The sequence below is a fragment of the Aeromonas cavernicola genome (assembly GCF_002795305.1).
Classification (GTDB): domain Bacteria; phylum Pseudomonadota; class Gammaproteobacteria; order Enterobacterales; family Aeromonadaceae; genus Aeromonas; species Aeromonas cavernicola.
Genome location: NZ_PGGC01000083.1, coordinates 1 through 21,993, shown reverse-complemented (window position 1 = coordinate 21,993; position 21,993 = coordinate 1). Strand labels below are relative to the sequence as shown.

Here is a 21,993-nt window from a genome sequence, read left to right as displayed (position 1 = left end):
CACCGGTCTAAGGGTTTAAATACCTAAGACAGCGGAGCCGCCAAATTAGAAGAGTTATGCCGCTTGGTATATGTTTTCTCTTCGATTGCGTTAGCCCTTTTCGTCAAACGTCACGTTAACGAAAAGGATTAGTATAATGAAAACTCAATTCAATGTTACCCGCACTGTACGTACCTTAGTTACCTCTTCCGCAACTGCCTTAATGCTTGCCATGTCTATGGTTCCTGCATCTGCATCAGCAGCTGATGGCGTCATATCCTTTACTGGCGCTATATATGAATCGCCTTGTGATTTTTCTAATAAAAGTGTTACTTGCTATTTAGGGACAAATACCCAGTCGATTGATTTGGCTCGCTTACAAAAAGTGGGAACACTAAAGTCCATTAGTAGCACTCTCAATTATGCCACCTCTGCTAGCGATAAAAATGTAGCCTTTGTAACCGTTAGCTATTTGTAACTGTTATGAATGCTGATTTGGGTGGCTGATAAAAGATAATCTATATGCTTATGACTACTCCTCTACAGGACCTTAAGAAAGCAGCTCAGTTAAAATGCTTTACGAGGTCCTGTTGATTAGTCATGTATTCAAAGTGCTTATCTTTTTATGGTGTGTACGATTTATGTACAACAGCGGAGTTGAGCAAAGCATGAATGCTCGCATTCACCCGATCCATTAACTCCAGCCATAACCCCCTGTTCCAGATAACAGTTGTTCATGGACGCTATTGTTATTTGCGCCCATTACTTGTCTTTTTGCTTGACTACGCAGCGTAGCATGTTTGGCTCTGTATGTCCTACTGTGACTAGATTTGCCGAAGCCTCCTCCCTGTAAATTGGGCTGGCATCCTCTTTCATCACCATATCCAACACCCAGTGCAACTTATTTTCAACGCACCAGTGGCTGCAGGCTGCTTGCGAAAAAGCCGCTCGCTCAAATCTTGCAGAAATGATGCCGTGTTGGTATCCCAACGACTCACTGCTCTTGCTGTTTGTCGGTACTAATAGCAATACCTAAGGTCGTTAATGTTTTTTACTCTGGGCACTGCCGCACAATCTTATCGGCGGAACTACCGTATTGCCATACCTAGAGAATGGGGCTTGTTTGGGGTTCATTATGCGTGGATCGATTGATAAGATTTTCTTGAACGCCTTACTGGCAGTAGCCAGCAAACATGCCTGATTGCTTTTGATGGTTAACGGGCCATGCCCCCTGTTTAACTATCTGGACGGTTGTCGCTGTCTGTCATCCCACTAAATAGCTGTTCCGAATAGTAGATCACTGGAGGAAGGGAACTCAGTCCAGTTTGTGCGATCTCATTAGTCGCCAAACAAAACAAGCCACACCCAAAGGACTGAGTTGATGCCTATCCTACCACCCCTACCACGACCACAGCGGCGCCGCATTCATAAAATCATCCATGCCACCCGTGATAAAGGGCATGCTCGTCGCTTGATGGCCATATTGCTGTTACATGAAGGACGTACGGTCACCGATGTTCATCACCGAACCTGCGCTGAGCGCTCGACCATCGGTCGTTGGCTTCGGTGGTATCGAGAGGAAGGCATCGATGCGCTAGAAGCCTTACCGGCTGGCCGTGCCCCAGTTTTACCTATCGCCAAGATAGTCACCTTACTGGTACTGCTCATGCAGTTTTCTCCGCAAGATTTTGGTTATCAGCGCAGCCGCTGGTGTACCGAACTATTGGCTATCAAAATCAATCGGTTAACAGGGCTCAATGTGGCCGCCTCCACACTTCGTCGATGGTTACCTCGTATGGGTATTGTCTGGTGCAGGCCCGTGCCGACCTTGCGGATAAAAGACCCGGTCTATCAGGAGAAAATGGCGGATATCGACGCTGCGCTGGCCCGCTGTGATGCCGATAACCCGGAGTTTTATGAGGATGAAGTTGATATAGACCTCAATCCAAAATTAGGGGCCGACTGGATGTTCAGAGCGCAGCAAAAGCGGGTTGTCACACCGGGACAGAACGCCAAACATTACCTGGCAGGCGTTCTCCATGCAGGCAACGGAAGAGTGCTTTACGTCAGCGGGATAAAGAAAAACTCATCCCTGTTTATCGCCATGCTGGAAAAGCTGCGTCACCACTACCGACGAGCCAAAACCATCACGCTGATCCTCGATAACTACATCATCCACAAAAGCAAACAGACCGAGCGATGGTTGAAGGAAAATCCCAAGTTCTGCCTAGTATTCCAGCCAGTTTACAGCCCTTGGGTTAGTCACATAGAACGGCTGTGGCACAAGTTACATGAAACCATCACGGGCAATCATCAATGTAGAGGAATGGCCAGCCTGCTGGCCCGAGTGAAACACTTCATGGATACCGTGTCTCCTTTCCCGGGGAATGGCTATGGCACAGCGAAGGTGTAGCACTATTAGGATCAGTTATTTAGCATCGATATTCGGCTATCTCTCAGCGTAACCAATCACTGCACAGAGTGTCAGGAACTGGGTGTCAAAGTAGATAGGTAATATTGGCGGTTTTTCTTAGCTCTTGAAGCTCGGTGAAGTGTTCAGATAAAGCGTAAATCTATATGAAATGGATCCCGAAAAAAGGGAATAAAATCACAGCCTGATGGACTGGTTGAATTGTTTAAATATTCATCAAAAATACTCGCTATCGCTCTACAGCATAGTTTTATGAATGAATCACTAGGTCACGGCATTCCTGCAACATGAAGGTTCAATATTCAATACGCTGCGTTAATTGATGGGGAATAAATGAGTTCAATTCGCCACTGTCGATAGCTATTTCGGTTAGCATTTTCTGGATGTTAGATACAGGTGCCATTATGGTTGGATAAGTATACTGCTCCTCCATTTTATCTGAGGGTTATGTCACTGATGTCAATCTGGAATTCCCATCTAACCACGCGCATCTTAGTCGGTGGTCTGTTATTGGTTTCGACTTCAGCAGTTCAAGCAAGTGATGACCAATTCACGCTAGGACGTACCATTTTACTAGGCGCAGGAGATCATGGTGCGACGATTCCTTTAGTCGTTTGTCGTCAGACAAAATATATCAAGGTGAAGGCAGAACGAGATTTAACCCTAGAGCGAGTTGTCGTGACCTATGGTGGCGACCGTACTAAGACGATTTATTTTGACCGTGATATGCGGGGTAGCAAAGAAACTGAGTGGAAATCGTTAGGGTCTCGTCGCTGTGTAAAAAAAATCGAGATATTCGGTAACTCAGATCGCAGTAAAGCTGGTGTGAAAGTTTTCGGCCGAAAATAATGCATTGTTAATTTATATCGATCTTACTGTCACCTGACACCGGCCTCAAACCGGTGTCTTGTTTATGCGAGGCTAGTGCACACGTCCGTCGGTATCAATTTGTAATGGTAAAGTGCGTTGTTGTCTCACTCAGTGAGGTCTAAATGGAATCGGTTGATGCGATCCAGCGTTTTTTATGCCAACACGCTATTGGTGAACGGCCACCACTAGCTGTGGACACCCGAGTCTGAATTGAGGCGGGAAAAAACGTCGTTTTGGTTATGTTTCTATACCATCTGTGAGTGCCTAGAAAACAGGGGTGATTCACATCATGTTGCTAACCTGCTTAGAACCTTAATGTAGCGGGTTGGATCGTGGAAAAATTTTCCTCGCCCGCAAACAAGAAAGTAAAATCACTCTCGCATACCCGTTTTACGGCAGGATGTTGGATCATGCGTTCCGCAAAAATGACGTAATACTCTTCCATCAGGTCCTCTGTTTCACCAAGCAGCACCACACCTTCGCCCGCCAATAACTCTTCTCGGTAAATAGAGGGTGCCATAAAGATCCCCTGATTAAAGAAGCCAAAGGCCTTCATTAAGGCGGCATCGTCAAACTCGCCTAAGATGCGGGGAGAGACGCCTTGCTGCTCAAACCAGTGGGTTAGCTGACGCCCCATGGCGGTACGGCGGCCCGGAATAAGTAGTTTGCGTTCCTCGAGACAGGCGGGAAATGGTTTCTCGGGCAGGGGGGCTTTGCAGAAAAAGCTGACGCCGCAGCCGCCGAGTCGCTTGGAAAGCAGCCCCGCATGTTGGCTAGAATCCACCGGACAGTCGGAGAGAATCATGTCGAGCTTGTGCTCACTGAGTTGCTCCAGCAGTAGCTCGTGGGTCGATTCAAAGCAGCGTAGATGGATAGAGCCATCATTGGGGATCACCGAGAGTAATACTCGGCTAGCGAGTCGTTTGGAGAGGGCATCGGCAATGCCGACATCAAATAGGATCTGGCTCTCCTTGCGATAATTGACGATATCGAGCATCTCGTAAGAGAGGCTGAACATCTTATCGGCATAGCGAAATACCAGCTGGCCCAGCTCGGTTGCCTCAAGGGAGCGCCCTTTGCGTATCAGTAGCTTGCCGCCCAAGCGTTGTTCTAGCAATTTGATCTGACCCGTGACCGTCTGCGGGGTCAAAAAAAGGGCTTCTGCCGCTTGCGTGACAGAGCCCTTTTTCTGGGTCATCCAAAAATAATAAAGATGGTTGTAATTAAGATGTGACATCCGATGGGGTACCCGCGCTGGGCGGACTCCGGTAGCAACTGAGTTCAGCGGCCAGAATGTCATATATGTCGTGGATTGAGTCAACCTCGTTAGCGATAAACCGCTGGTAGATCGTGGTTTTGAGGCTATCTCTGCTGGGCAATTGCTCACTGCAATAGCGGCTGTGAGTGCGTTTAACCATCTCTCCTGCTCGGCTACTGAGTGCTCGTTCGGCAAAGCTCTCGCCAAAGCGGGCTTTCGCTTGCTGATTGCTGAGCAGTAACGCTGTATCCACCACACCGCTTAGGTAGGCGGAACAGCTCACCGATGTCGTCTCTTGTTGGCACGCTTGAAATCCATAGGCCCATGCCACTGGGCTAGCCAGCATGATCAGTAAGCCGAATCCGATCTTTTTACTCATAACCCCTCCGTATTTTGGTCACCATTACGGTTCGGGAGCGCCAATCGCAAGGTTAAGTAGCCGATCAGTGCTGCCATGGTGGAGCCGACCAAGATACCTAGGCGGGAGTAACTGCCGTAGTCCAGTCCACCGTGCTCAAAGGCCAGTGAGGCGATGAACATCGACATGGTAAAACCAATACCGCACAAGATACTGACCGCAAAAATTTGCTTGAAGTTGACGCTGGGGGGCAGTTGGGCGATGCCCAATTTGACCGCCAGCCAGCTGATGGTAAACACCCCAAGCGGCTTACCGATAAACAGTCCGAGCATAATTCCCATCGGTACTGGACTGAGCAGGGAGGAGAGACCAATCCCTTCCAACGACACACCGGCGTTGGCAAAAGCAAACAGCGGCAGGATCAGGTAGGCGCTCCAAGGATGCAGTGCATGTTCTAAGTGCTTGAGTGGCGACCCATGGTGTCGACCTTTAAGGGGGATCATAAAACCCACGACGACCCCCGCTAAGGTGGCATGGACGCCCGACTTCAGCACCGCAACCCACAGGATTAAGCCCACAAGCATATAGAGGCTGATCCTGTCCTCACCACGACGGTTCATCCAAAAGAGGATTAAGGTTGCCAATATGCCGGCTGCCAGTGCCGTTAGCGATAGCTGCTGGGTATAGAAGAGCGCAATGATGATAATAACGCCGAGGTCATCCATGATGGCCAAGGCCAATAGAAAGACTTTAAGGCTGACTGGGACTCGCTTGCCCAGTAGCGCCATTACCCCAAGGGCAAACGCGATATCCGTTGCCGCAGGAATTGCCCATCCTGCACGTGCTACCTCATCGGAATAATTGAAAAAAGCATAAATCAGTGCAGGCGCCAACATGCCGCCTACCGCTGCAATGGCTGGAAAGGTGGCTTGTACCCGTGAAGAGAGCGCCCCCTCTAACATTTCACGTTTCACTTCTAAGCCAACCAGCAGGAAGAAAATGGCCATAAAGCCATCGTTGATCCACAGTAGCAGCGGTTTATTGATGTCGAGGGCGGCGATCCGCACCTGAACAGGCGTATCGAGGAATGCTTGATAGCTACCGGCCAGTGCGGTGTTCGCCAAAATCATGGCCAGTATGGCGGCCAGGATTAAAATGATGCCAGAAGCCGCCTCCAGCTCGAGAAACTTTTTAATTACATTACTCATGGTTAGGTGATCCACAGTCTGACGTTGGTGTGAGTCTATACCTCACTAAAACCAATGGAAAATCGTTTCTTACTGCTAGAAACAACGGAAAAACCGAAGGTTAGCCGCTAATGGACCTCTATTTCCTATCGCTGATAGAGGGTAGAAGCGGCTATGCCTCTGCTGCGTTTTATCGGCCGAAGCAGCCTAAGGATGAATGTCGACCTATCTCTTTGCATAAAGGCGATATGCCAAGTGAGCTGGCTAGGAGAGCGTATTACGGGAATAACGGCCAGCGAGGTGCTGACCGTTAATTAAGAGTGGTGGAGGCTGGCGGGCTAACCCTATCTAGGGCCGTGTCACTGGCGACGCGCTGCAACCGGTCGTCATGATGGAAGGATAACCCGTTGATGGTTTGGTTAGGCAGGTAGGCTCAGACGGGCAACCGCTTCGACGTGCATCGAGTGCGGGAACATGTCGACCGGTTGGATCTCGTCCAGCACGAAGCCCTGCTTGACCAGCCAAGCGAGATCGCGGGCTAGGGTCTGCGGGTTGCAGGAGACATAGACCAGCCGGCGCGGCGCCATGGCCACTAGCGTTTGCAGCACCGCTTTGTCGCAGCCTTTGCGCGGCGGGTCCATCACCACCACATCAGCAGTCACGCCCTGGGCATGTAGCTCGGGCATCAGCTGCTCCGCTTTGCCAACGTGGAACTCGGTCTGCTCGATGCCGTTGAGGGCCGCATTGCGGCGGGCATCGCTGATGGCACTCTCCACCGACTCTATTCCCACCACCTTGGCAGCCTTGCCCGCCAGGAACAGGGAGATAGTGCCGATGCCACAATAGATGTCGAACACGGTCTCGTTGCCGGTCAGCTCGCAATATTCCAGCGCCTTGGAGTAGAGCACGTCGGTCTGGCTCGGGTTGTTCTGGAAGAAGGAGAGCGGTGAGATCTCGAACTCAAGCTCGTGGATCTTGTCGCGGATCACCCCGCTGCCCAGCAGCGCGCGGTTCTTATCACCCAAGATCCGGTTGGTACGCTCCTCGTTGATGTTCTGCACCAGAGTGGTGATCGGCAGATCCTGCAAGGCGATCAGTAGCTCAGCTTCGAACGGTAGCTCCTCGCCCAGCGTTACCAGCACCACCATCAGCTCGCCGCTCTTAAACCCTTTGCGGGTCATCAGGTTGCGCACGCAGCCGGTGTGGTTCACCTCGTCATAAGCTTTGATCTCGTGCTCGCGCATCCAGTTGCGTACCCGAGCGTTCAGCTCGATGTGTAGCGAATCTTGTACCGCACAGTCATCGGCGGTGATCAGGTCATGAGAGTGCTTGCGATAAAAGCCGATTTCAGCACCGGCATCGCAGCTGCGCACTGCATATTGCGCCTTGTTGCGATAGGCAAACGGCGTCTCCATGCCGAGGATAGGGTTAACGATGGTCTCGCCGAGCCCGACCTGTGCCAGCGCGCTCTGCACCAAGCCCTGCTTGAGCTTGAGCTGAGCCGGATAGGCCAGCGGACGGACCTGACAACCACCGCACTCGGTATTGGGGCAGAAATCGGCGACTCGATCGGCAGAGGGCTGGCGCAGCTCGATGATCTTGCCGTGCAGATAGTTCGGCTTGACCTCGGTCAGCTCCACTAGCGCCTGCTCACCCGGCAGCAGACCTTCGACAAACAGGGGGCGGTCGAATAGGCGTCCTTTGCCATCACCTTTATCGGTCAGTTCGAGGATCTCGATCGGGTGTTGATGTCCCACTAGCGGCATGAGCGGCTCCAAAAAAACATAGATAAAGAAAAATAATGGGAATGGTAGGGGATGACAATCAAGGCTCATCCCTCACAAGCATCTGCCCATCGAGAAAAGGGGGCAGAGTTTAGCGAAAATCCGCACAAAATGCAGGCATTAAAGGTCAGCTTGCTGCAAAAGATGGGGGGCAGTGAGGTGCGGTCAGGACCTGTAACTCGTTATCTGGCCGATGAGATCCTTTGTTCCGTTTGATGAGGTTAGTACGGGGCTCACTCCTTCCTCCTTTCAAACAAGAAACCCCTACTCGTTGCAGTACCAACTTTCGGGGTTTTCCTCATAAGGCGGCGTGGGGCGTGGTGTTATGCCAGATTAGGCCGCTTCTGATTTTTCACGGATTAATTTATCCACTACCCCTGGGTCAGCCAGGGTGGAGATATCCCCGAGGCTATCGGTTTCACCAGTGGCAATTTTACGCAAAATACGCCGCATGATTTTTCCGGAGCGGGTTTTCGGTAGCCCCTCCGCCCAGTGGATCACATCGGGAGTGGCGATAGCGCCGATCTCTTTACGTACCCACTCCTTGACATCTTTGTGCAGCTCGCGGTTTGGTTCTTCGCCAGCAATGAGGGTGACATAGGCATAGATGCCCTGACCTTTGATTTCATGTGGCACCCCCACGACTGCCGCTTCGGCAATCTTGGGATGGGCAACCAGCGCCGATTCGATTTCAGCCGTGCCCATGCGGTGGCCGGAGACGTTGAGCACATCATCGACTCGACCCGTGATCCAGTAGTAGCCATCATCATCACGACGGGCACCATCACCGGTAAAATAACGGCCGGGGAAGGTCGAAAAATAGGTCTGTTCGAAGCGCTCATGATCGCCATAAACCGTGCGCATTTGACCGGGCCAAGCGTCGGCGATCACTAGGTTACCTTCGGTGGCCCCTTCCAGCGGCTCGCCCATGTTGTCGACTAGCATGGGTTGCACGCCAAAAAGAGGGCGGCTGGCTGAGCCTGGTTTCAGATCAGTGACCCCAGGTAGAGGACTTATCAAGATCCCCCCTGTTTCGGTTTGCCACCAGGTATCGACGATAGGGCAACGCTCGTCACCAATGGTGCGGTAGTACCACTCCCACGCTTCTGGGTTGATCGGCTCACCCACCGAACCCATGATGCGTAGACTCTGGCGCGACGTGCCTTCGATGGCTGCATTGCCCTTGGCCATCAGGGCGCGAATGGCGGTCGGGGCGGTATAGAGAATGGTGACTTGATGCTTGTCGACGACCTGACTCATGCGATTAGTAGCCGGGTAGTTTGGCACGCCTTCAAACATGATGGTGGTCGCGCCATTCGCCAGTGGTCCATAGACTAGGTACGAGTGGCCAGTCACCCAGCCTACGTCAGCGGTGCACCAATAGATATCTTCCTCGTGGTAATCAAAGACGTATTTGAACGTCAACGCGGCATACACCAAATAGCCACCAGTCGTGTGTAGCACTCCTTTCGGCTTGCCTGTCGAGCCAGAGGTATAAAGGATGAAGAGGGGATCTTCAGCATTCATCGCCTCTGGTGGGCAGTCGCTGCTGACGGCGGCGGTTGCCTCGTGCCACCACAGATCGCGATGTGGATGCCAAGCGACATTGCCGCCGGTCCGTTTGAGCACGATCACTTTGTTGACACGAGTCTCAGGGTTAGTGAGGGCCTCATCGACGTTCTTTTTAAGTGGAACGGCGCGGCCGCCCCGTAGGCCTTCATCGGCGGTAATGACGATGGAGGAGCCTGAATCAATAATACGGCCTGCTAAGGCCTCAGGTGAAAAACCACCGAATACGATGCTGTGAACGGCACCGATACGGGTACAGGCCAGCATGGCGATGGCGGCTTCGGGCACCATGGGCATGTGGAGACAGACGACGTCGCCACGATGTACCCCTTGTGCTTTCAATACGTTGGCAAACTTGCACACTTCGCGGTGCAATTCGCGATAGGTGAGTTTGCGATCTTCGGCGGGGTTGTCCCCTTCCCAGATGATCGCTACTTTGTCGCCCCGTTCGGCAAGATGGCGATCGAGACAGTTGGCAGAGACGTTGAGTTGGCCATCTTCAAACCATTTGATGGCAACATGGCCCGGATCATAGGAGGTGTTTTTGACCTTGCTATAGGGCTTCATCCAGTCGAGGATTTTTCCCTGCTCTCCCCAGAAAGCGTCCGGATTGGCGATGGATGCTTGATACATGGCCTCATAGCCGGCTTTGTCCAGTAGGGCGTTATCTCGAATATGAGACTTGACTGGGTAGACCTTACTCTCGCTCATCTGTCACTCCTTTGAATACAACCTTTTAATAATTGAGTAACAACTTATACCTTTGCGAAAGAAGGGCCTATTAGACTTTTGGATAGACGATATTGATAGAAAACACAGAGGGGATTTGTCGTAGGGGGAGGCAGGGGCTTAACGCGAGTGTTAGCGACTTGTGGGCTTGGCCCCTGCCGAGGTCAATTAATGTCCTTGCTGCAGATGCAGTAGGGTGCTCATGTGCTCTGCTGCCAGTGGTTTACTAAACAAATAGCCCTGTCCTTCACCACAATGAAGGGATTGTAAACACTGGTGCTGCTCTGGGGTTTCAATCCCTTCAGCGGTCACTGCCATATTCAGGCTGCTGGCAAGTTTGATGATGGTGCGGCATAGCTCGCGGCTTTGCTTGTCCTCAGGGAGTGGTTGTACAAAGGCTCGATCTATCTTGATACGGTCAATCGGTAAGCTTCTGAGCAAGCTGAGTGAAGAAAAACCGGTACCGAAGTCGTCTATAGCGATGTGAGCCCCCAGTGCCTTTAGCTGCTCAAAGAGTTGCAGACTATGATCCACTCGCTGAATGATGCTCTCGGTCACTTCGATTTCTAAGCGCTGCGCTGGAAAACCTGTCTCGGCCAAGATGGTCGCGACTTGATTCACATAGCGCGGTGATCTCATCTCTCTTACTGATACGTTGATCGACAGGCGAGGTACGCAAAGGCCGATTGCTAACCACTGTTGTACCTGCTGGCAGGCATGGCGCATGACCCACTCCCCAACACGATCAATCAGGCCGCACTCTTCTGCTACTGAAATGAAGCTAAATGGCGCAATCATGCCCCGTTGCGGGTGGCGCCAACGAATCAGTGCTTCCACGCCACTGAGCGTTCCTGTCGCGAGGTTAGTGATCGGTTGATAGAACACGCACAGCTGATCCTGTTCCAGCGCTTTGAGTAGCCCTTGTTCTATTTGCATTTTCTCACGCGCCTTGGCAGTCATGCTGGGAGCATAAAATTTATAGTCGTTACGACCTTGGTATTTGGCTTCGAGCATGGCGCTATCTGCTGCGCGGATCAGGGTGTCGGGGGTTCTGGCATGCTCAGGATAGATGGCAATACCAATGCTAGCGGAGATAATCACTTGCTCGTGCGCCAAGGTGACGGGGTCACGTAGAATGGCCAATAGGTCATTGGCCAGTGTTGCGAGTTCTTTGGTTTGTTCGAGGTAAGGTACGAGCACCAGAAATTCATTATCGCCGTACCGCGTCACCACATCGCTATGTTGCAAGTGCTCGCAAAGCCGTTCAGCCAGCTGCTTGAGTAGCTGATCGCTTGTACTTTGCCCGAGATTGTCATTAATGAGTTTTAGTCCATCTACATCGATAAACAGTAATCCTAAACGCTGGCGGTTGAGCTTGGCGGTTTGCAGTTCCAGCGTCAGCCTCTCTTGTAGTAAGTGACGATTACCAAGCCCTGTAAGAGGATCGTGATAGGCGAGGTAGTTGAGATCCGCCTCAATCTTACGGATGGGACTAATGTCTGACAGGGCGACGACATAATGGATTGTGTGATGGTAGCGATCACAAACGGGGTTTATTTGTAACAACGAGGCGAAATAACCCCCGTCTTTACGTACACACATCATTTCTCCGCGCCAAGCACGTACGCTAGGCTTTATTTGGTGCCAGGGGGGGCTGCTGTCAGCATAATATTTGGGATGCATGATGCTATCGAGTGTACTGCCTTGTATCTCTTCTAAAGAGTATTGGGTTAACTGAGTGAAAGCTGGGTTGACCGATACAATCTGAAACTGACTGTCCATGATGATGATCCCCTCAGCCGTGGTATCGAATACCACATTGGCCTGATGTAAGCGTGCTTCTTGGAGGCGGCGAGTGGTCGCATTATGGATCACGCCCATGACTCGGCGACCAAGAGATTCGCTTGCAGGGAGATAGTCAGCATGAATGTCCACCCAGCGTCGCTCTTGAGTCGGGGTTAAATAACTCAGAGTGAGGTGGATGGGGGCGTCCCCTTCCAATGCGGTGCTCAGTTGCTGAGCTGACTCTGATTCGAAGCAGGTGATAAAGTCTTGGATACCACCGCTAAAATACCTCGCTTGGCAACCTAAGAGTTCATCCATCTGACCATCGAACAGCAGGCGATCTTCGGTTATATGCCATTCCCATACGCCTATTTGTGCCGCTCGCATGGCGAGTTGCAGGCGCTGCTCGGTTTCATACTGCCGAGTAACATCTTTGACGATGGCGAGGATACCACTCAATTCGCCTCGCTCATCCATCATGGGACTATACGTGGCTTGCCACCGCCGATAGTGGCGATCATGGTTGATTGTTTGGCCGATAATCGCGATATCGACGGATGGGACGCCGCCGTGCATGAGTTGCTGGAAGAGCGGTTCAAGGGTCGGTGCAAGAGAGGGCGCTATATCGCGTAGATGCTTGCCTTGGTGCTCCTCAATAGTTTTACCATTAATGTCTGCCAGCACCTGATTGACCTTGCGATATCTGAGTTCTCGGTCAAATACCGCAATACCTAGCGGGGCTGAATCCATAAGCTGTTCGAGGACCGAGTGATCAGAGAGCTGTGATGACAGGGCCTGGAGGTCGGCCATAGCGAGTTTATCAGCCATAACAATTCCATTATTGACAATGATGTTATTTGTGCTGATTGAGTATGGCACCAACCGACAATGTGTGTGCCTGAAAGGGTTATCTATTGCGTGTTATTTCGGTTGATGCGCGCGACCGTTAGCGCGAGTGAGTAGGGGGCTGGTTAAGGATCTTCATGACGTTCTGCCCCACCCTGACCTTGCGGTTCAGGAGGGGCAGATGACCGTTCGTTCTCGTATCAACAGTCAGTCGGCATCGTCGGCGGATTTGATCAGATTCAGATAATTTGCGTCCATCTGCAGAAAAATGCCTAGTAAACGGGCGCTGGCGCCATAAAAACCAAATGCATCAGCTGCGTGGCAACGTGCTTCAAAATGGGGAAACCACGGGAGCAGATGGCAGTGAAGTAACGACTCTTGCTGGGTGAGCCAGGTTGTGCGTTGCGGTGTTGTGCTGGCCTCCATCGCTTGGGTAATGAGTTGGCTCATTACATCTAATTGAACAGCTAGGTGATCAGTGGGGTCTTTGAGCTGGTCATGACGGTGAATGCCAAGGCGACTGACGCACTCTGTGAGTTGAAACGCAGGAAAGGTGCTGAGTGGCTCAGCTGGATGGTAGAGCGATGCAAAAGGCAGGGCGCCTTGCTCAGGCTTCACCAAAAATAAGTGACCAAAGTCAGCAGCCAGTGATGACTGGCGGTTATGACGGATGAGTAGCCGCGCAATCACCTCGTTCAGCGCCCCGACGGCATCGCGCATCGGATCGAGGGTTGCGAGGCTTTTTAAAAAGCTGCGTACGTCATAGGCACCATATTCGGCAATCTGTTCATCACTTAGTTCGGTTGCGAACAGCGTGGAAAACCACCAGTAAAGTTCAGCGCGGCGCTCGCTGGTGGCTATAAAATCCTGCATTTTTCCTCCGTATATCACTATCGGGAGTCTTGATGGTGGTCGATTCTAACCACATCCCCTTGGCGTTGGCTAACCCAATAACCCCTTTCACATCATATCCCACTGCCTCACTTAACGATGCCGTCTTGCCCTTCCCCAAGGAAGAATGCCAAGACTGGGCGCTTATCTGGCTTGGATTCTGTGCTTGCGAGCGAGTGGCGAGTATGTAGGTCAGCCAGTGGGCCGCTCGTCGCTGGTATGTATGGCCTGCGCTCGCGGCGAACGATGGGGGATGTATTGCCGAAGTTGGCATGGTGCTGGGTTTATTCAGCCAGAGCTGAACAAACCCAAGCAACCCATAGCGTTAGCGTGATGTGGCACCAACACAGCTCGGGGTACGTGGCGCTTGGCCCTTTTGTTGCCACTCGCTAGGCGTGTAAGTGTGCAGTGCTAGTGCGTGCACAGAACTAGCTAATTCATCGGCAAGGATGGCATTGACCCTGCGATGGCGCCCGAGTAAACGCTCGCCCTCAAAGTGTGAGCTGACAATGATGACCTTGAAGTGGCTTTCAGCACCGGGCGTTGAACGATGCATATGGCTTTCATTGACCACCTCCAACTCACAAGGTGAGAGGGCTGCGGTGAGTTTATCGACGATCAGTTGCTGGATGGACATAACGCGGATCTCATGGAAAAAATATGGCCTCATTCTAGCGGTAGTTCAGTGCGCCGTTAATGCCAAAGCTGTGCCGAACTAAAGAAGGGGTGGCGATTCGCCCGCTAGCAAACTGGTTAATTTATTTTTGCTCGCTAGAATAGCGCCACTTTGCGCCCGCTGGCGCCCCGTTAAGGTTGATACCGAGATCGATCCATGATGCAAACCTTACTTGAGACCCCCCATTGCCGGTTTACCCTCTATCGTTACCCGCGCCAATCTCGGGAGACATTACAAGCATGGGATGCGGCCGATGAGTATCTGATCGATACGCTAGCCCAGATGCCGCTGACAGGAGCGGGGCCTGTGGTCATCATGAATGATGGTTTTGGGGCGCTCACGGCATTCTTACATCCCCATTCGCCTTGCTGTGTCACCGACTCCTACATCAGCGAGCGGGCAACCTTAGCTAATTTGGCTGAAAATGGCTTGGATGTGAGCGGTGTGTGTTTACAAGATGCGTTGGCACCCTTGCCCGCCTCTCCTGCGTTAGTCGTGATTAAAGTCACTAAGTATCAAGCGCTGTTAGAGCACCAACTGCTGGCGTTGCGTCAGGTCGTGACCAGCAACACCCAGGTCATTGCCGCAGGCAAGGCCAAAGATATCCATACCTCCACGTTGCAGCTGTTTGAGAAATACCTCGGGCCGACTCACACCTCATTAGCGTGGAAAAAGGCGCGCCTGATCCATTGTCAGCCGCAGGCAAAGCGGCCGGCACTGGCTAACCCCTTCCCAACTTGCTGGCCACTGGTGGGCAGCGAACTCTTGATCCATAACCATGCCAACGTCTTTTCCCGCACTAGCCTCGATATCGGTGCCCGTTTCATGCTCGATAACCTGCCCATCCACAGTGCGCGTCGAGTGATTGATCTGGGCTGTGGCAATGGGGTATTAGGGTTGTCATTGTTGGCGAAAGATGCAGAGGTCGAGGTGACCTTCATTGACGAATCCTATATGGCGGTTGCCTCAGCGAGGTTGAATGTCGAACACAATCTGGCCAATGACCTGCCGCGAGCGCGGTTCATGGTCAATAACTGCCTAGACAATGTGGTAGTGGGATCGGCAGACAGGATTTTGTGCAATCCCCCTTTTCATCAATTACAAGCGATCACGGATCATATCGCTTGGCAGATGTTTAGCGATGCGCAGCGGGTGTTGCCTCAAGGAGGGGAACTCTGGATAGTAGGCAACCGCCATTTGGACTATCACCAGAAACTAAAACGCCTGTTTGGTAACGCCCACGTCGTTGCCTCAAACAGCAAGTTCGTTATTTTGAAAGCGATTAAACGTTAAAGGAAACCAATAATGAAAAAATCACTCTTGCTGCTGGTCACTCTGATGTTGAGTGGTTGTGCGACTCACTGGCCAGAGACTGCCTTGCTTAACCCACAGATTATCCCTGCCAACCAGCAATATTACGCCGGTAACCGCATCACCATGGAAGGGGTGGATAAGCGTGAAGCGGCCCACGTCTTCTACATCAAGAAAAAAGAGAAGACGCCCGTGTTGGTTAACAGCGAACGCCCTCTCAATTTGTTGCTAGCCGAGAAGCTAGCAGAAGGGTTGCGCAGCCAAGGGTTAGAAGTGGGTAACAGCGGCACGACCAATCTGACGCTCGCTATTTCCAGCGCCGTGGTGACGGTCGAAGAGCAGACTTTTACCTACATCACTAAGTCACGGGTGAGCTTACAAGTGATGGCCGATTTTCAGGGTAATCGGCTGAGCAAGCAGTTCAATATGTCGTCAAGTAAAGAGGAACCAGGCGAGCCGAGTATTGCTGAGTTGGAGTTTCTTTTGAATCAACAGCTGGGTAACTTGCTGCAACAGATCATGGCTGATGAGGCCCTGCGTAGCTATCTTAAAGGTCAACCCAGCTAACAGAAGGAGAGGCTAGATGATGAAAAAATGGTGGTTTGTAGCCATGCTGTTTGCCCCACTGGCATTGGCTGCGCCGAGAGTGCAGATGGAGACCAATCACGGCAATATCGTGATCGAACTAGCCCCTAAGCAGGCGCCGCAAACGGTGAAGAATTTTTTGCGTTATGTGGCGGATGGTAGCTATGACGGCAGCGTGTTTCATCGGGTGATCCGCAATTTTGTCGTGCAAGGGGGGGGATATAATCAGCAGTTCCAACAGCTGCCGACCTTCGAACCTGTCATCAATGAATCCAAAGGTGGGTTGCCGAACAAACGTGGCACCATTGCGATGGCTCGCACCCAAGCCGTTGACAGTGCTACCCGCCAGTTCTATTTCAATTTGGTGGATAATAACAACCTTAACGCCAGTGGTGGTGCTGGTTACACCGTATTTGGTGAGGTCGTCCAGGGCATGAATGTGCTGGATAAATTAGCCCAAGTGCAAACGAGTTACAGCTCGATTCTGCGGGCTAAAGATGTGCCGACAAGCCCGATTATTCTAAAAAAAGTTGTGTTGCTGGCCGACAGCACAGCGGAGAAAAAAACGACCCCCTAACGGTTAGCACGACCGTGCATCAGGTGTCATGCACATCGCTGTTTGAGCCAAAGCCCACCCACTGAGGTGGGCTTTTTGCTGGCTGAGGGACAGCCCTAGATGACGCCAAATCTTGGCTAGCGCCGGTTAACCTGCCAGAATGCTGCACTTTTCCCAGACCCATCAGGTAGTTGAATATGTCTAACAAACTGAGCTGGAGAGATGCTTTGGCTGTTTATCTGCAAGCCAGGGTATTGATTCTATTTGCCATGGGCTTCTCGTCTGGGCTGCCTCTGCTACTAGTATTTGGCACCCTCTCATTTTGGCTGCGCGAAGCACAGATCAGTCTGACCGATATTGGTTATATGAGCTGGGTTGCCCTGGCGTATGGGGTGAAATGGCTATGGTCGCCCTTGGTCGACAGATTGCCACTTCCCCTGCTCTCGCGGTTACTCGGGCGGCGGCGCAGTTGGATGCTGCTCTCTCAGTTGCTCATTGCCAGCGCCTTGGTCGGGATGGCCTTCTGTGATCCCCAGACTCAGCTAGCCCAACTTGCCCTGTTTGCGCTGCTGGTGGCGTTTTCCTCCGCGACTCAAGATATTGTGATTGATGCCTATCGGATCGAATCGGCGCCAGAGCGCCTGCAGGCTGCGATGGCGGCCGCTTATATGACGGGCTACCGGCTGGCGATGATCATGGCGGGAGCTGGCGCATTGGCGCTTGCCGCTTGGCTTGGCAGTAACAGTGGTTATGACTATCGAGGCTGGCAGTTAACCTACCTACTGATGGCCGCCCTGATGTCGCTCGGTATTATCACCACCCTGCTATGTCATGAGCCAGTGATTGATGTGGCTGGCCAAGATAGTCAGCAAGCTGCCCGCAAGGCCCAATTGCTGTCGCGGGGATGGCCGAGGTCACTTGCGGGCCTCGGTGCTTGGGTACATGAGGCTATCTGGTGTCCCTTTGCCGATTTTTTTCATCGCTATGGGCGCTCGGCACTGCTGATCTTGGGCCTGATTGCCTGCTATCGCATCTCGGATGTGGTAATGGGGGTCATGTCTAATAGCTTTTATGTGGATATGCAGTTCAGCAAGACCGAAGTGGCCACCATTACCAAGGTGTATGGGGTGATCATGACCTTGGTCGGCGCGGCCCTTGGGGGCGTGCTGGTGATGCGCTTTGGCACCTTACGCATTCTATTTGTGGGGGCGCTGCTCACCGCGAGCACTAACTTGCTGTTCGCCTTACTCAATGAAATGGGCCACAACCTGCAACTGCTAACCCTGATTATTTCACTCGATAACCTCAGTGCGGGGATCGCTACCGCAGCATTTATTACTTACTTGTCGAGTCTGACCAATGTGGCGTTTTCAGCGACCCAGTATGCGTTATTCAGCTCGGTCATGTTGCTGTTGCCAAAATTGCTGGCGGGATTCTCTGGGGCCGTGGTCGAGCAAGTGGGGTATAGCGCCTTTTTTGTCGGTACCAGCCTGCTGGGTGTGCCTGTGCTGCTACTGATCGTCTGGGTTGCAAAGCGGGCAAATAGATTCACAGCGGAGGCTGAATCGTCTTGAAGATAGGCAAAAAGTCGGGGTGATTAGATTCACATTTCCAAAGAAAGTTCCCTGAGAATGGTTTCACCACAAATTTAATTTGATTAGAATCGCTGCCCGCCCTCAGGGGCTGGCGATGGAAAACCTCAACTAAACGTACAAGAGACCAATAAAATGGCCAAATTTACCAAGACGCTGATCGCTGCCGGTCTGCTGACTGCTGCTGCCACCCCAGCCTTTGCTGCTGATTACAGTGGTGACATCCACAAGAATGACTACAAGTGGATGCAGTTCAACATCATGCATACCATTGACCAGAAGCCTCATGGTCCGGATGGTTACAACGACACCTACTTTGAAATGGAGTTTGGTGGTCGTTCCGGTATTTTTGACCTGTATGGTTATGTTGATTATTTCGACATTTTTGATTCCAAGCACAGTGACAAGCACAAGCAAGAAAACCTCTTTATGAAGTTTGCGCCACGCGTGTCGCTGGATGCCTTGACTGGTCAGGATCTCTCCTTTGGCCCAGTCCAAGAGGTTTACGTTGCTTCCCTGTTTAACATCGGTGGCGTTCAGGGGCTAAACGATGCGTTTGTGGGGATCGGCGCAGACGTGATGGTGCCTTGGTTTGGTAAAGTGGGCATGAACCTGTACAAGCGTCATGCCAATGAGACCTTCAGTGGTGAAGGCGAAGGTTGGGATGGTCAGCAGTTCTCGATGAACTGGTTTAAGCCTTTCTACACTTTTGCTAACGGTAGCTTTGTCGCTTACCAAGGTTATCTGGATTACACCTGGGGCATGAAGGAGACCACTCACTCCGATGGCCTGGCCACTTTCCACGGCCTTTACTGGCACTCTGACCGTTATGCGGTTGGCTACGGTCTGAAGTACTTTAACGAAATCTACGGTATCGATAACTCTGACGCCTTCAAATCGACCGGTTTCGGCCACTACTTCTCTGTGACCTATAAGTTCTAAATAAATGTGGTGAGTTACCACGGCGTCACTGACGTTTCCCTATCCGGCATGTTAGTTGACTGATGAAATAGCCTGAGTTCGGCATGGTTCCGCACTCAGGCTATTTTTTTGCGCTGCGTTGCGGATGGTCACCGTAAATTTAGCCCTTGGGCCGCAACGCCCAGCCTGCTAAAATTCCGCCCTTGAAATTTCCTGGGCCCCGCGCCCGTTCTAGCTAAGGTCTACCGCGATGCGTACCAGCCAATATCTGCTTTCCACTCTCAAGGAAACCCCCTCCGACGCTGAAGTCATCAGCCACCAGCTGATGCTGCGCGCCGGGATGATCCGTAAACTGGCCTCCGGCATGTATGCCTGGTTGCCAACCGGTCTGCGGGTACTGAAAAAAATCGAGAACATTGTTCGCGAAGAGATGAACAATGCTGGTGCCATCGAAGTCTCCATGCCGGTGGTGCAGCCTGCCGAGCTGTGGCAGGAGTCCGGCCGCTGGGACGACTACGGTCCCGAACTGTGCCGTCTGACCGACCGCCATAACCGCCCCTTCGTGCTGGGCCCGACCCACGAAGAGGTGATCACCTCGCTGGTCCGTTTTGAAGTGAACAGCTACAAGCAGCTGCCGCTCAACCTCTACCAGATCCAGACCAAGTTCCGCGACGAAGTACGCCCCCGTTTCGGCGTGATGCGTGGCCGCGAATTCCTGATGAAGGATGCCTACTCCTTCCACCTCGACAAGGAATCCTTGGTCGATACCTACGAGAAGATGCACGCCGCCTACTGTAAGGCTTTCACCCGCATGGGCCTGAATTTTCGTCCGGTGCAGGCCGATACCGGCTCCATCGGGGGGACTGGTTCCCACGAATTCCAGGTGCTGGCCGAGAGCGGTGAAGATTTGATCGCCTTCTCCGACAGCTCCGATTACGCCGCCAACATCGAGATGGCCGAAGCGCTGGCACCAAAGGGCGAGCGCGCTGCTGCCACCGCAGCCCTGACCAAGGTTGCCACCCCGAACGTCCACACCATCGACGAAGTGGCCGCCTTCCTGAACGTGGCGCCGACCGCCATCGCCAAGACCCTGCTGGTACTGGCCGAAGAGGACGAGCACGGCAAGCAGGCGGTCATCGCGCTGGTACTGCGTGGCGACCACGAGCTGAACGAAATCAAGGCTGAGAAACTGGCTGGCGTGGCCAACCCGCTGACCTTCGCCAACGACGAGCAGATCAAAGCTTCCGCCGGTTGCGACGCGGGCTCCATCGGCCCGGTCGGTTTTGCCGGTCGCATCATCGTCGATCGCAGCGCTGCCCATCTGGCGGACTTCGTCTGCGGCGCCAACGAGACCGGCTGCCACCTGACCGGTGCCAACTGGGATCGCGACATCACCGCTTACGAAGTTGCCGACCTGCGCAACGTAGTAGAAGGCGACCCGAGCCCGTGCGGCCAGGGCAAGCTGCTGCTCAAGCGCGGTATCGAAGTGGGCCACATCTTCCAGCTGGGTACCAAGTACTCCGAAGCGATGAAGGCGAACGTGCTGAACGAGGGCGGCAAGTCTGTCACCATGGAGATGGGTTGCTACGGTATCGGGGTGTCCCGTCTGGTGGCTGCCGCCATCGAGCAGAACAACGACCAGTACGGCATCATCTGGCCAGACGCCATCGCCCCATTCGAAGTAGCTATCGTGCCGATGAACATGCACAAGTCCGAGCGCGTGGCCGAGCAGGCACAGCAGTTCTACGCCGAGCTGAAAGCCGCTGGTGTCGATGTGCTGTTCGACGACCGTAAAGAGCGCCCAGGCGTGATGTTCGCCGACATGGAGCTGCTGGGCATCCCGCACGCCATCGTCATCGGCGATCGCGGTCTGGACAATGGCGTGGTGGAGTACAAGTGCCGCCGCACCGGCGAGAAGCAGGAAGTGGCGATCAGCGAGATCGTTGCCCTGCTCAAGGCCAAGCAGGGCCGTTAATTTCATGGCGCTTCTGATGACGACAACAGGCCAATAAGCCGGTTGTTTGCTCGCAAACAGGCAAAACCCCTCTTGTGTTAAGAGGGGTTTTTTCATTGGGGGAGGGGCACATTGGCTTGTGGGCACAAGATGCGGGTAACGGGTTGGCGGGAACGATGAGAGCCACGTTTTAGCTGATGTTGCCAGCGTAGCGCCGTGTCATTGCGCGCTCAGCGGCTCTTTAAGAGCGCTGATCAGTCGCAGATAACGGGCTGGCAGCGGCCACTCGGCACGATAGATCAGCCAGAGGGTGTCGATCACCTCAGGCTGGCCTTGGATCACTCGGATCTGCGCTTGCTGGGCAAAGGCGGTCACGGCGAAACGGGGCAGCACGGTAAAGCCGAGACCACGGGCGACGGGCGCCAAGATCAGGCCAATTTGGTTGGTAAAACCGCGCGCAGGGATCTCCGCAAAACGCTGACCGGGGTAGCGGCGCCCCAGCAGGCGTAACGCCATGCTGTGACCATCTGGGTGATCGATGAAACCGAGCCGGCAGAGCTGCTGCCAGCTTGGTTCGGCGCCATCATTGGGAAGCACTAAGCAGAGTGGCTCGCGGGCGAAGGGCTCGGCGGTGAGGCTAGGATGATCAGGCGGTTGATCCACCAAGCCCAGATCGCAACGGCCACTCAGCACCGCTTGCACTATCTCTGG

19 protein-coding genes are annotated in these 21,993 nt (G+C 52.9%); 10 read left to right on the top strand and 9 right to left on the bottom strand.

Annotated elements, in window-relative coordinates; genetic code table 11:
* Positions 1 to 136: 136 nt before the first annotated feature.
* From CUC53_RS09895 to CUC53_RS09885, 3 genes are all read left to right on the top strand, one after another.
* Positions 137 to 457: a fimbrial protein gene (locus CUC53_RS09895; RefSeq protein WP_100294010.1), complete on the top strand. Its 321-nt coding sequence runs from the start codon at positions 137 to 139 to the stop codon at positions 455 to 457.
* A 903-nt stretch (positions 458 to 1,360) separates the two neighbouring features.
* A complete protein-coding gene (locus CUC53_RS09890; RefSeq protein WP_100294009.1) occupies positions 1,361 to 2,392 on the top strand; it encodes an IS630 family transposase in 1,032 nt (343 codons plus the stop codon).
* A 465-nt stretch (positions 2,393 to 2,857) separates the two neighbouring features.
* On the top strand, positions 2,858 to 3,259 hold the full coding sequence (locus tag CUC53_RS09885) for a DUF2541 family protein (protein ID WP_100294008.1): 402 nt from the start codon (positions 2,858 to 2,860) through the stop codon (positions 3,257 to 3,259).
* A 325-nt stretch (positions 3,260 to 3,584) separates the two neighbouring features.
* Here the strand turns inward: CUC53_RS09885 and nhaR are convergent, their stop codons facing one another.
* From nhaR to rlmD, 4 genes are all read right to left on the bottom strand, one after another.
* On the bottom strand, positions 3,585 to 4,517 hold the full coding sequence (gene nhaR, locus CUC53_RS09880; RefSeq protein ID WP_100294007.1) for a transcriptional activator NhaR: 933 nt from the start codon (positions 4,515 to 4,517) through the stop codon (positions 3,585 to 3,587).
* Positions 4,504 to 4,884 carry a hypothetical protein gene (locus tag CUC53_RS09875; RefSeq protein ID WP_201796745.1) on the bottom strand — a complete coding sequence of 127 codons (381 nt, stop codon included), beginning with the start codon at positions 4,882 to 4,884 and terminating at the stop codon, positions 4,504 to 4,506. The genes nhaR and CUC53_RS09875 overlap by 14 nt, the downstream gene beginning before the upstream one ends.
* Before the next feature lie 29 nt (positions 4,885 to 4,913).
* On the bottom strand, positions 4,914 to 6,104 hold the full coding sequence (gene nhaA, locus CUC53_RS09870; protein WP_100294005.1) for a Na+/H+ antiporter NhaA: 1,191 nt from the start codon (positions 6,102 to 6,104) through the stop codon (positions 4,914 to 4,916).
* A 398-nt stretch (positions 6,105 to 6,502) separates the two neighbouring features.
* Positions 6,503 to 7,849, bottom strand: a complete 1,347-nt coding sequence (gene rlmD, locus CUC53_RS09865) for a 23S rRNA (uracil(1939)-C(5))-methyltransferase RlmD (protein WP_100294004.1) — start codon at positions 7,847 to 7,849, stop codon at positions 6,503 to 6,505.
* 51 nt (positions 7,850 to 7,900) lie between these two features.
* Here rlmD and CUC53_RS18865 point away from each other — a divergent pair, with 51 nt between their 5' ends.
* Positions 7,901 to 8,083: a hypothetical protein gene (locus CUC53_RS18865; protein WP_157798241.1), complete on the top strand. Its 183-nt coding sequence runs from the start codon at positions 7,901 to 7,903 to the stop codon at positions 8,081 to 8,083.
* 117 nt (positions 8,084 to 8,200) lie between these two features.
* Here the strand turns inward: CUC53_RS18865 and acs are convergent, their stop codons facing one another.
* The 4 genes from acs to CUC53_RS09845 form a co-directional block, all read right to left on the bottom strand.
* The gene (gene acs, locus CUC53_RS09860) at positions 8,201 to 10,147 is read right to left on the bottom strand and encodes an acetate--CoA ligase (protein ID WP_100294003.1); all 1,947 of its coding nucleotides are present in this window, start codon (positions 10,145 to 10,147) and stop codon (positions 8,201 to 8,203) included.
* Between the two features lie 186 nt (positions 10,148 to 10,333).
* Positions 10,334 to 12,760, bottom strand: a complete 2,427-nt coding sequence (locus tag CUC53_RS09855) for a sensor domain-containing protein (protein ID WP_420808058.1) — start codon at positions 12,758 to 12,760, stop codon at positions 10,334 to 10,336.
* Between the two features lie 243 nt (positions 12,761 to 13,003).
* Positions 13,004 to 13,669 carry a molecular chaperone TorD gene (gene torD / locus CUC53_RS09850; RefSeq protein WP_100294001.1) on the bottom strand — a complete coding sequence of 222 codons (666 nt, stop codon included), beginning with the start codon at positions 13,667 to 13,669 and terminating at the stop codon, positions 13,004 to 13,006.
* Between the two features lie 343 nt (positions 13,670 to 14,012).
* Complete coding sequence (locus tag CUC53_RS09845; protein ID WP_100294000.1) at positions 14,013 to 14,324, bottom strand: BolA family protein; 312 nt, start codon at positions 14,322 to 14,324, stop codon at positions 14,013 to 14,015.
* 198 nt (positions 14,325 to 14,522) lie between these two features.
* Here CUC53_RS09845 and CUC53_RS09840 point away from each other — a divergent pair, with 198 nt between their 5' ends.
* From CUC53_RS09840 to CUC53_RS09815, 6 genes are all read left to right on the top strand, one after another.
* The gene (locus CUC53_RS09840; protein WP_100294012.1) at positions 14,523 to 15,656 is read left to right on the top strand and encodes a methyltransferase; all 1,134 of its coding nucleotides are present in this window, start codon (positions 14,523 to 14,525) and stop codon (positions 15,654 to 15,656) included.
* 12 nt (positions 15,657 to 15,668) lie between these two features.
* Entirely contained in the window at positions 15,669 to 16,241 is a 573-nt protein-coding gene (locus tag CUC53_RS09835; RefSeq protein ID WP_100293999.1) for a YajG family lipoprotein, read from the top strand.
* 19 nt (positions 16,242 to 16,260) lie between these two features.
* Positions 16,261 to 16,836, top strand: coding sequence for a peptidylprolyl isomerase (locus CUC53_RS09830; RefSeq protein ID WP_100294011.1), 576 nt, complete (start codon positions 16,261 to 16,263; stop codon positions 16,834 to 16,836).
* Positions 16,837 to 17,012: 176 nt separating this feature from the next.
* Positions 17,013 to 18,389, top strand: coding sequence for an AmpG family muropeptide MFS transporter (locus CUC53_RS09825; protein WP_100293998.1), 1,377 nt, complete (start codon positions 17,013 to 17,015; stop codon positions 18,387 to 18,389).
* Between the two features lie 153 nt (positions 18,390 to 18,542).
* Positions 18,543 to 19,349 (top strand): nucleoside-specific channel-forming Tsx family protein, encoded by an 807-nt coding sequence (locus tag CUC53_RS09820; protein WP_100293997.1) that lies wholly within the window; start codon positions 18,543 to 18,545, stop codon positions 19,347 to 19,349.
* 229 nt (positions 19,350 to 19,578) lie between these two features.
* Positions 19,579 to 21,303 carry a proline--tRNA ligase gene (locus CUC53_RS09815; RefSeq protein ID WP_100293996.1) on the top strand — a complete coding sequence of 575 codons (1,725 nt, stop codon included), beginning with the start codon at positions 19,579 to 19,581 and terminating at the stop codon, positions 21,301 to 21,303.
* A gap of 198 nt (positions 21,304 to 21,501) precedes the next feature.
* On the opposite strand, the gene CUC53_RS09810 is transcribed toward CUC53_RS09815, so the two are convergent.
* Positions 21,502 to 21,993 (bottom strand): substrate-binding domain-containing protein (locus CUC53_RS09810; RefSeq protein WP_201796744.1); only part of this gene is annotated, 492 nt, incomplete at its 5' end.

What these genes read in the sequence shown, in the direction of transcription:
- CUC53_RS09885 (WP_100294008.1), top strand. Translation starts at nt 2,858, where the DNA reads ATGTCACTGATGTCAATCTGGAATTCCCATCTAACCACGCGCATCTTA.
- nhaR (WP_100294007.1), bottom strand. Translation starts at nt 4,517, where the DNA reads ATGTCACATCTTAATTACAACCATCTTTATTATTTTTGGATGACCCAG.
- CUC53_RS09820 (WP_100293997.1), top strand. Translation starts at nt 18,543, where the DNA reads ATGGCCAAATTTACCAAGACGCTGATCGCTGCCGGTCTGCTGACTGCT.
- CUC53_RS09875 (WP_201796745.1), bottom strand. Translation starts at nt 4,884, where the DNA reads ATGCTGGCTAGCCCAGTGGCATGGGCCTATGGATTTCAAGCGTGCCAA.
- CUC53_RS09845 (WP_100294000.1), bottom strand. Translation starts at nt 14,324, where the DNA reads ATGTCCATCCAGCAACTGATCGTCGATAAACTCACCGCAGCCCTCTCA.
- CUC53_RS09830 (WP_100294011.1), top strand. Translation starts at nt 16,261, where the DNA reads ATGAAAAAATGGTGGTTTGTAGCCATGCTGTTTGCCCCACTGGCATTG.
- CUC53_RS09825 (WP_100293998.1), top strand. Translation starts at nt 17,013, where the DNA reads ATGTCTAACAAACTGAGCTGGAGAGATGCTTTGGCTGTTTATCTGCAA.
- CUC53_RS09855 (WP_420808058.1), bottom strand. Translation starts at nt 12,760, where the DNA reads ATGGCCGACCTCCAGGCCCTGTCATCACAGCTCTCTGATCACTCGGTC.
- rlmD (WP_100294004.1), bottom strand. Translation starts at nt 7,849, where the DNA reads ATGCCGCTAGTGGGACATCAACACCCGATCGAGATCCTCGAACTGACC.
- acs (WP_100294003.1), bottom strand. Translation starts at nt 10,147, where the DNA reads ATGAGCGAGAGTAAGGTCTACCCAGTCAAGTCTCATATTCGAGATAAC.
- CUC53_RS18865 (WP_157798241.1), top strand. Translation starts at nt 7,901, where the DNA reads ATGACAATCAAGGCTCATCCCTCACAAGCATCTGCCCATCGAGAAAAG.
- CUC53_RS09835 (WP_100293999.1), top strand. Translation starts at nt 15,669, where the DNA reads ATGAAAAAATCACTCTTGCTGCTGGTCACTCTGATGTTGAGTGGTTGT.
- CUC53_RS09895 (WP_100294010.1), top strand. Translation starts at nt 137, where the DNA reads ATGAAAACTCAATTCAATGTTACCCGCACTGTACGTACCTTAGTTACC.
- CUC53_RS09890 (WP_100294009.1), top strand. Translation starts at nt 1,361, where the DNA reads ATGCCTATCCTACCACCCCTACCACGACCACAGCGGCGCCGCATTCAT.
- CUC53_RS09840 (WP_100294012.1), top strand. Translation starts at nt 14,523, where the DNA reads ATGCAAACCTTACTTGAGACCCCCCATTGCCGGTTTACCCTCTATCGT.
- torD (WP_100294001.1), bottom strand. Translation starts at nt 13,669, where the DNA reads ATGCAGGATTTTATAGCCACCAGCGAGCGCCGCGCTGAACTTTACTGG.
- nhaA (WP_100294005.1), bottom strand. Translation starts at nt 6,104, where the DNA reads ATGAGTAATGTAATTAAAAAGTTTCTCGAGCTGGAGGCGGCTTCTGGC.
- CUC53_RS09815 (WP_100293996.1), top strand. Translation starts at nt 19,579, where the DNA reads ATGCGTACCAGCCAATATCTGCTTTCCACTCTCAAGGAAACCCCCTCC.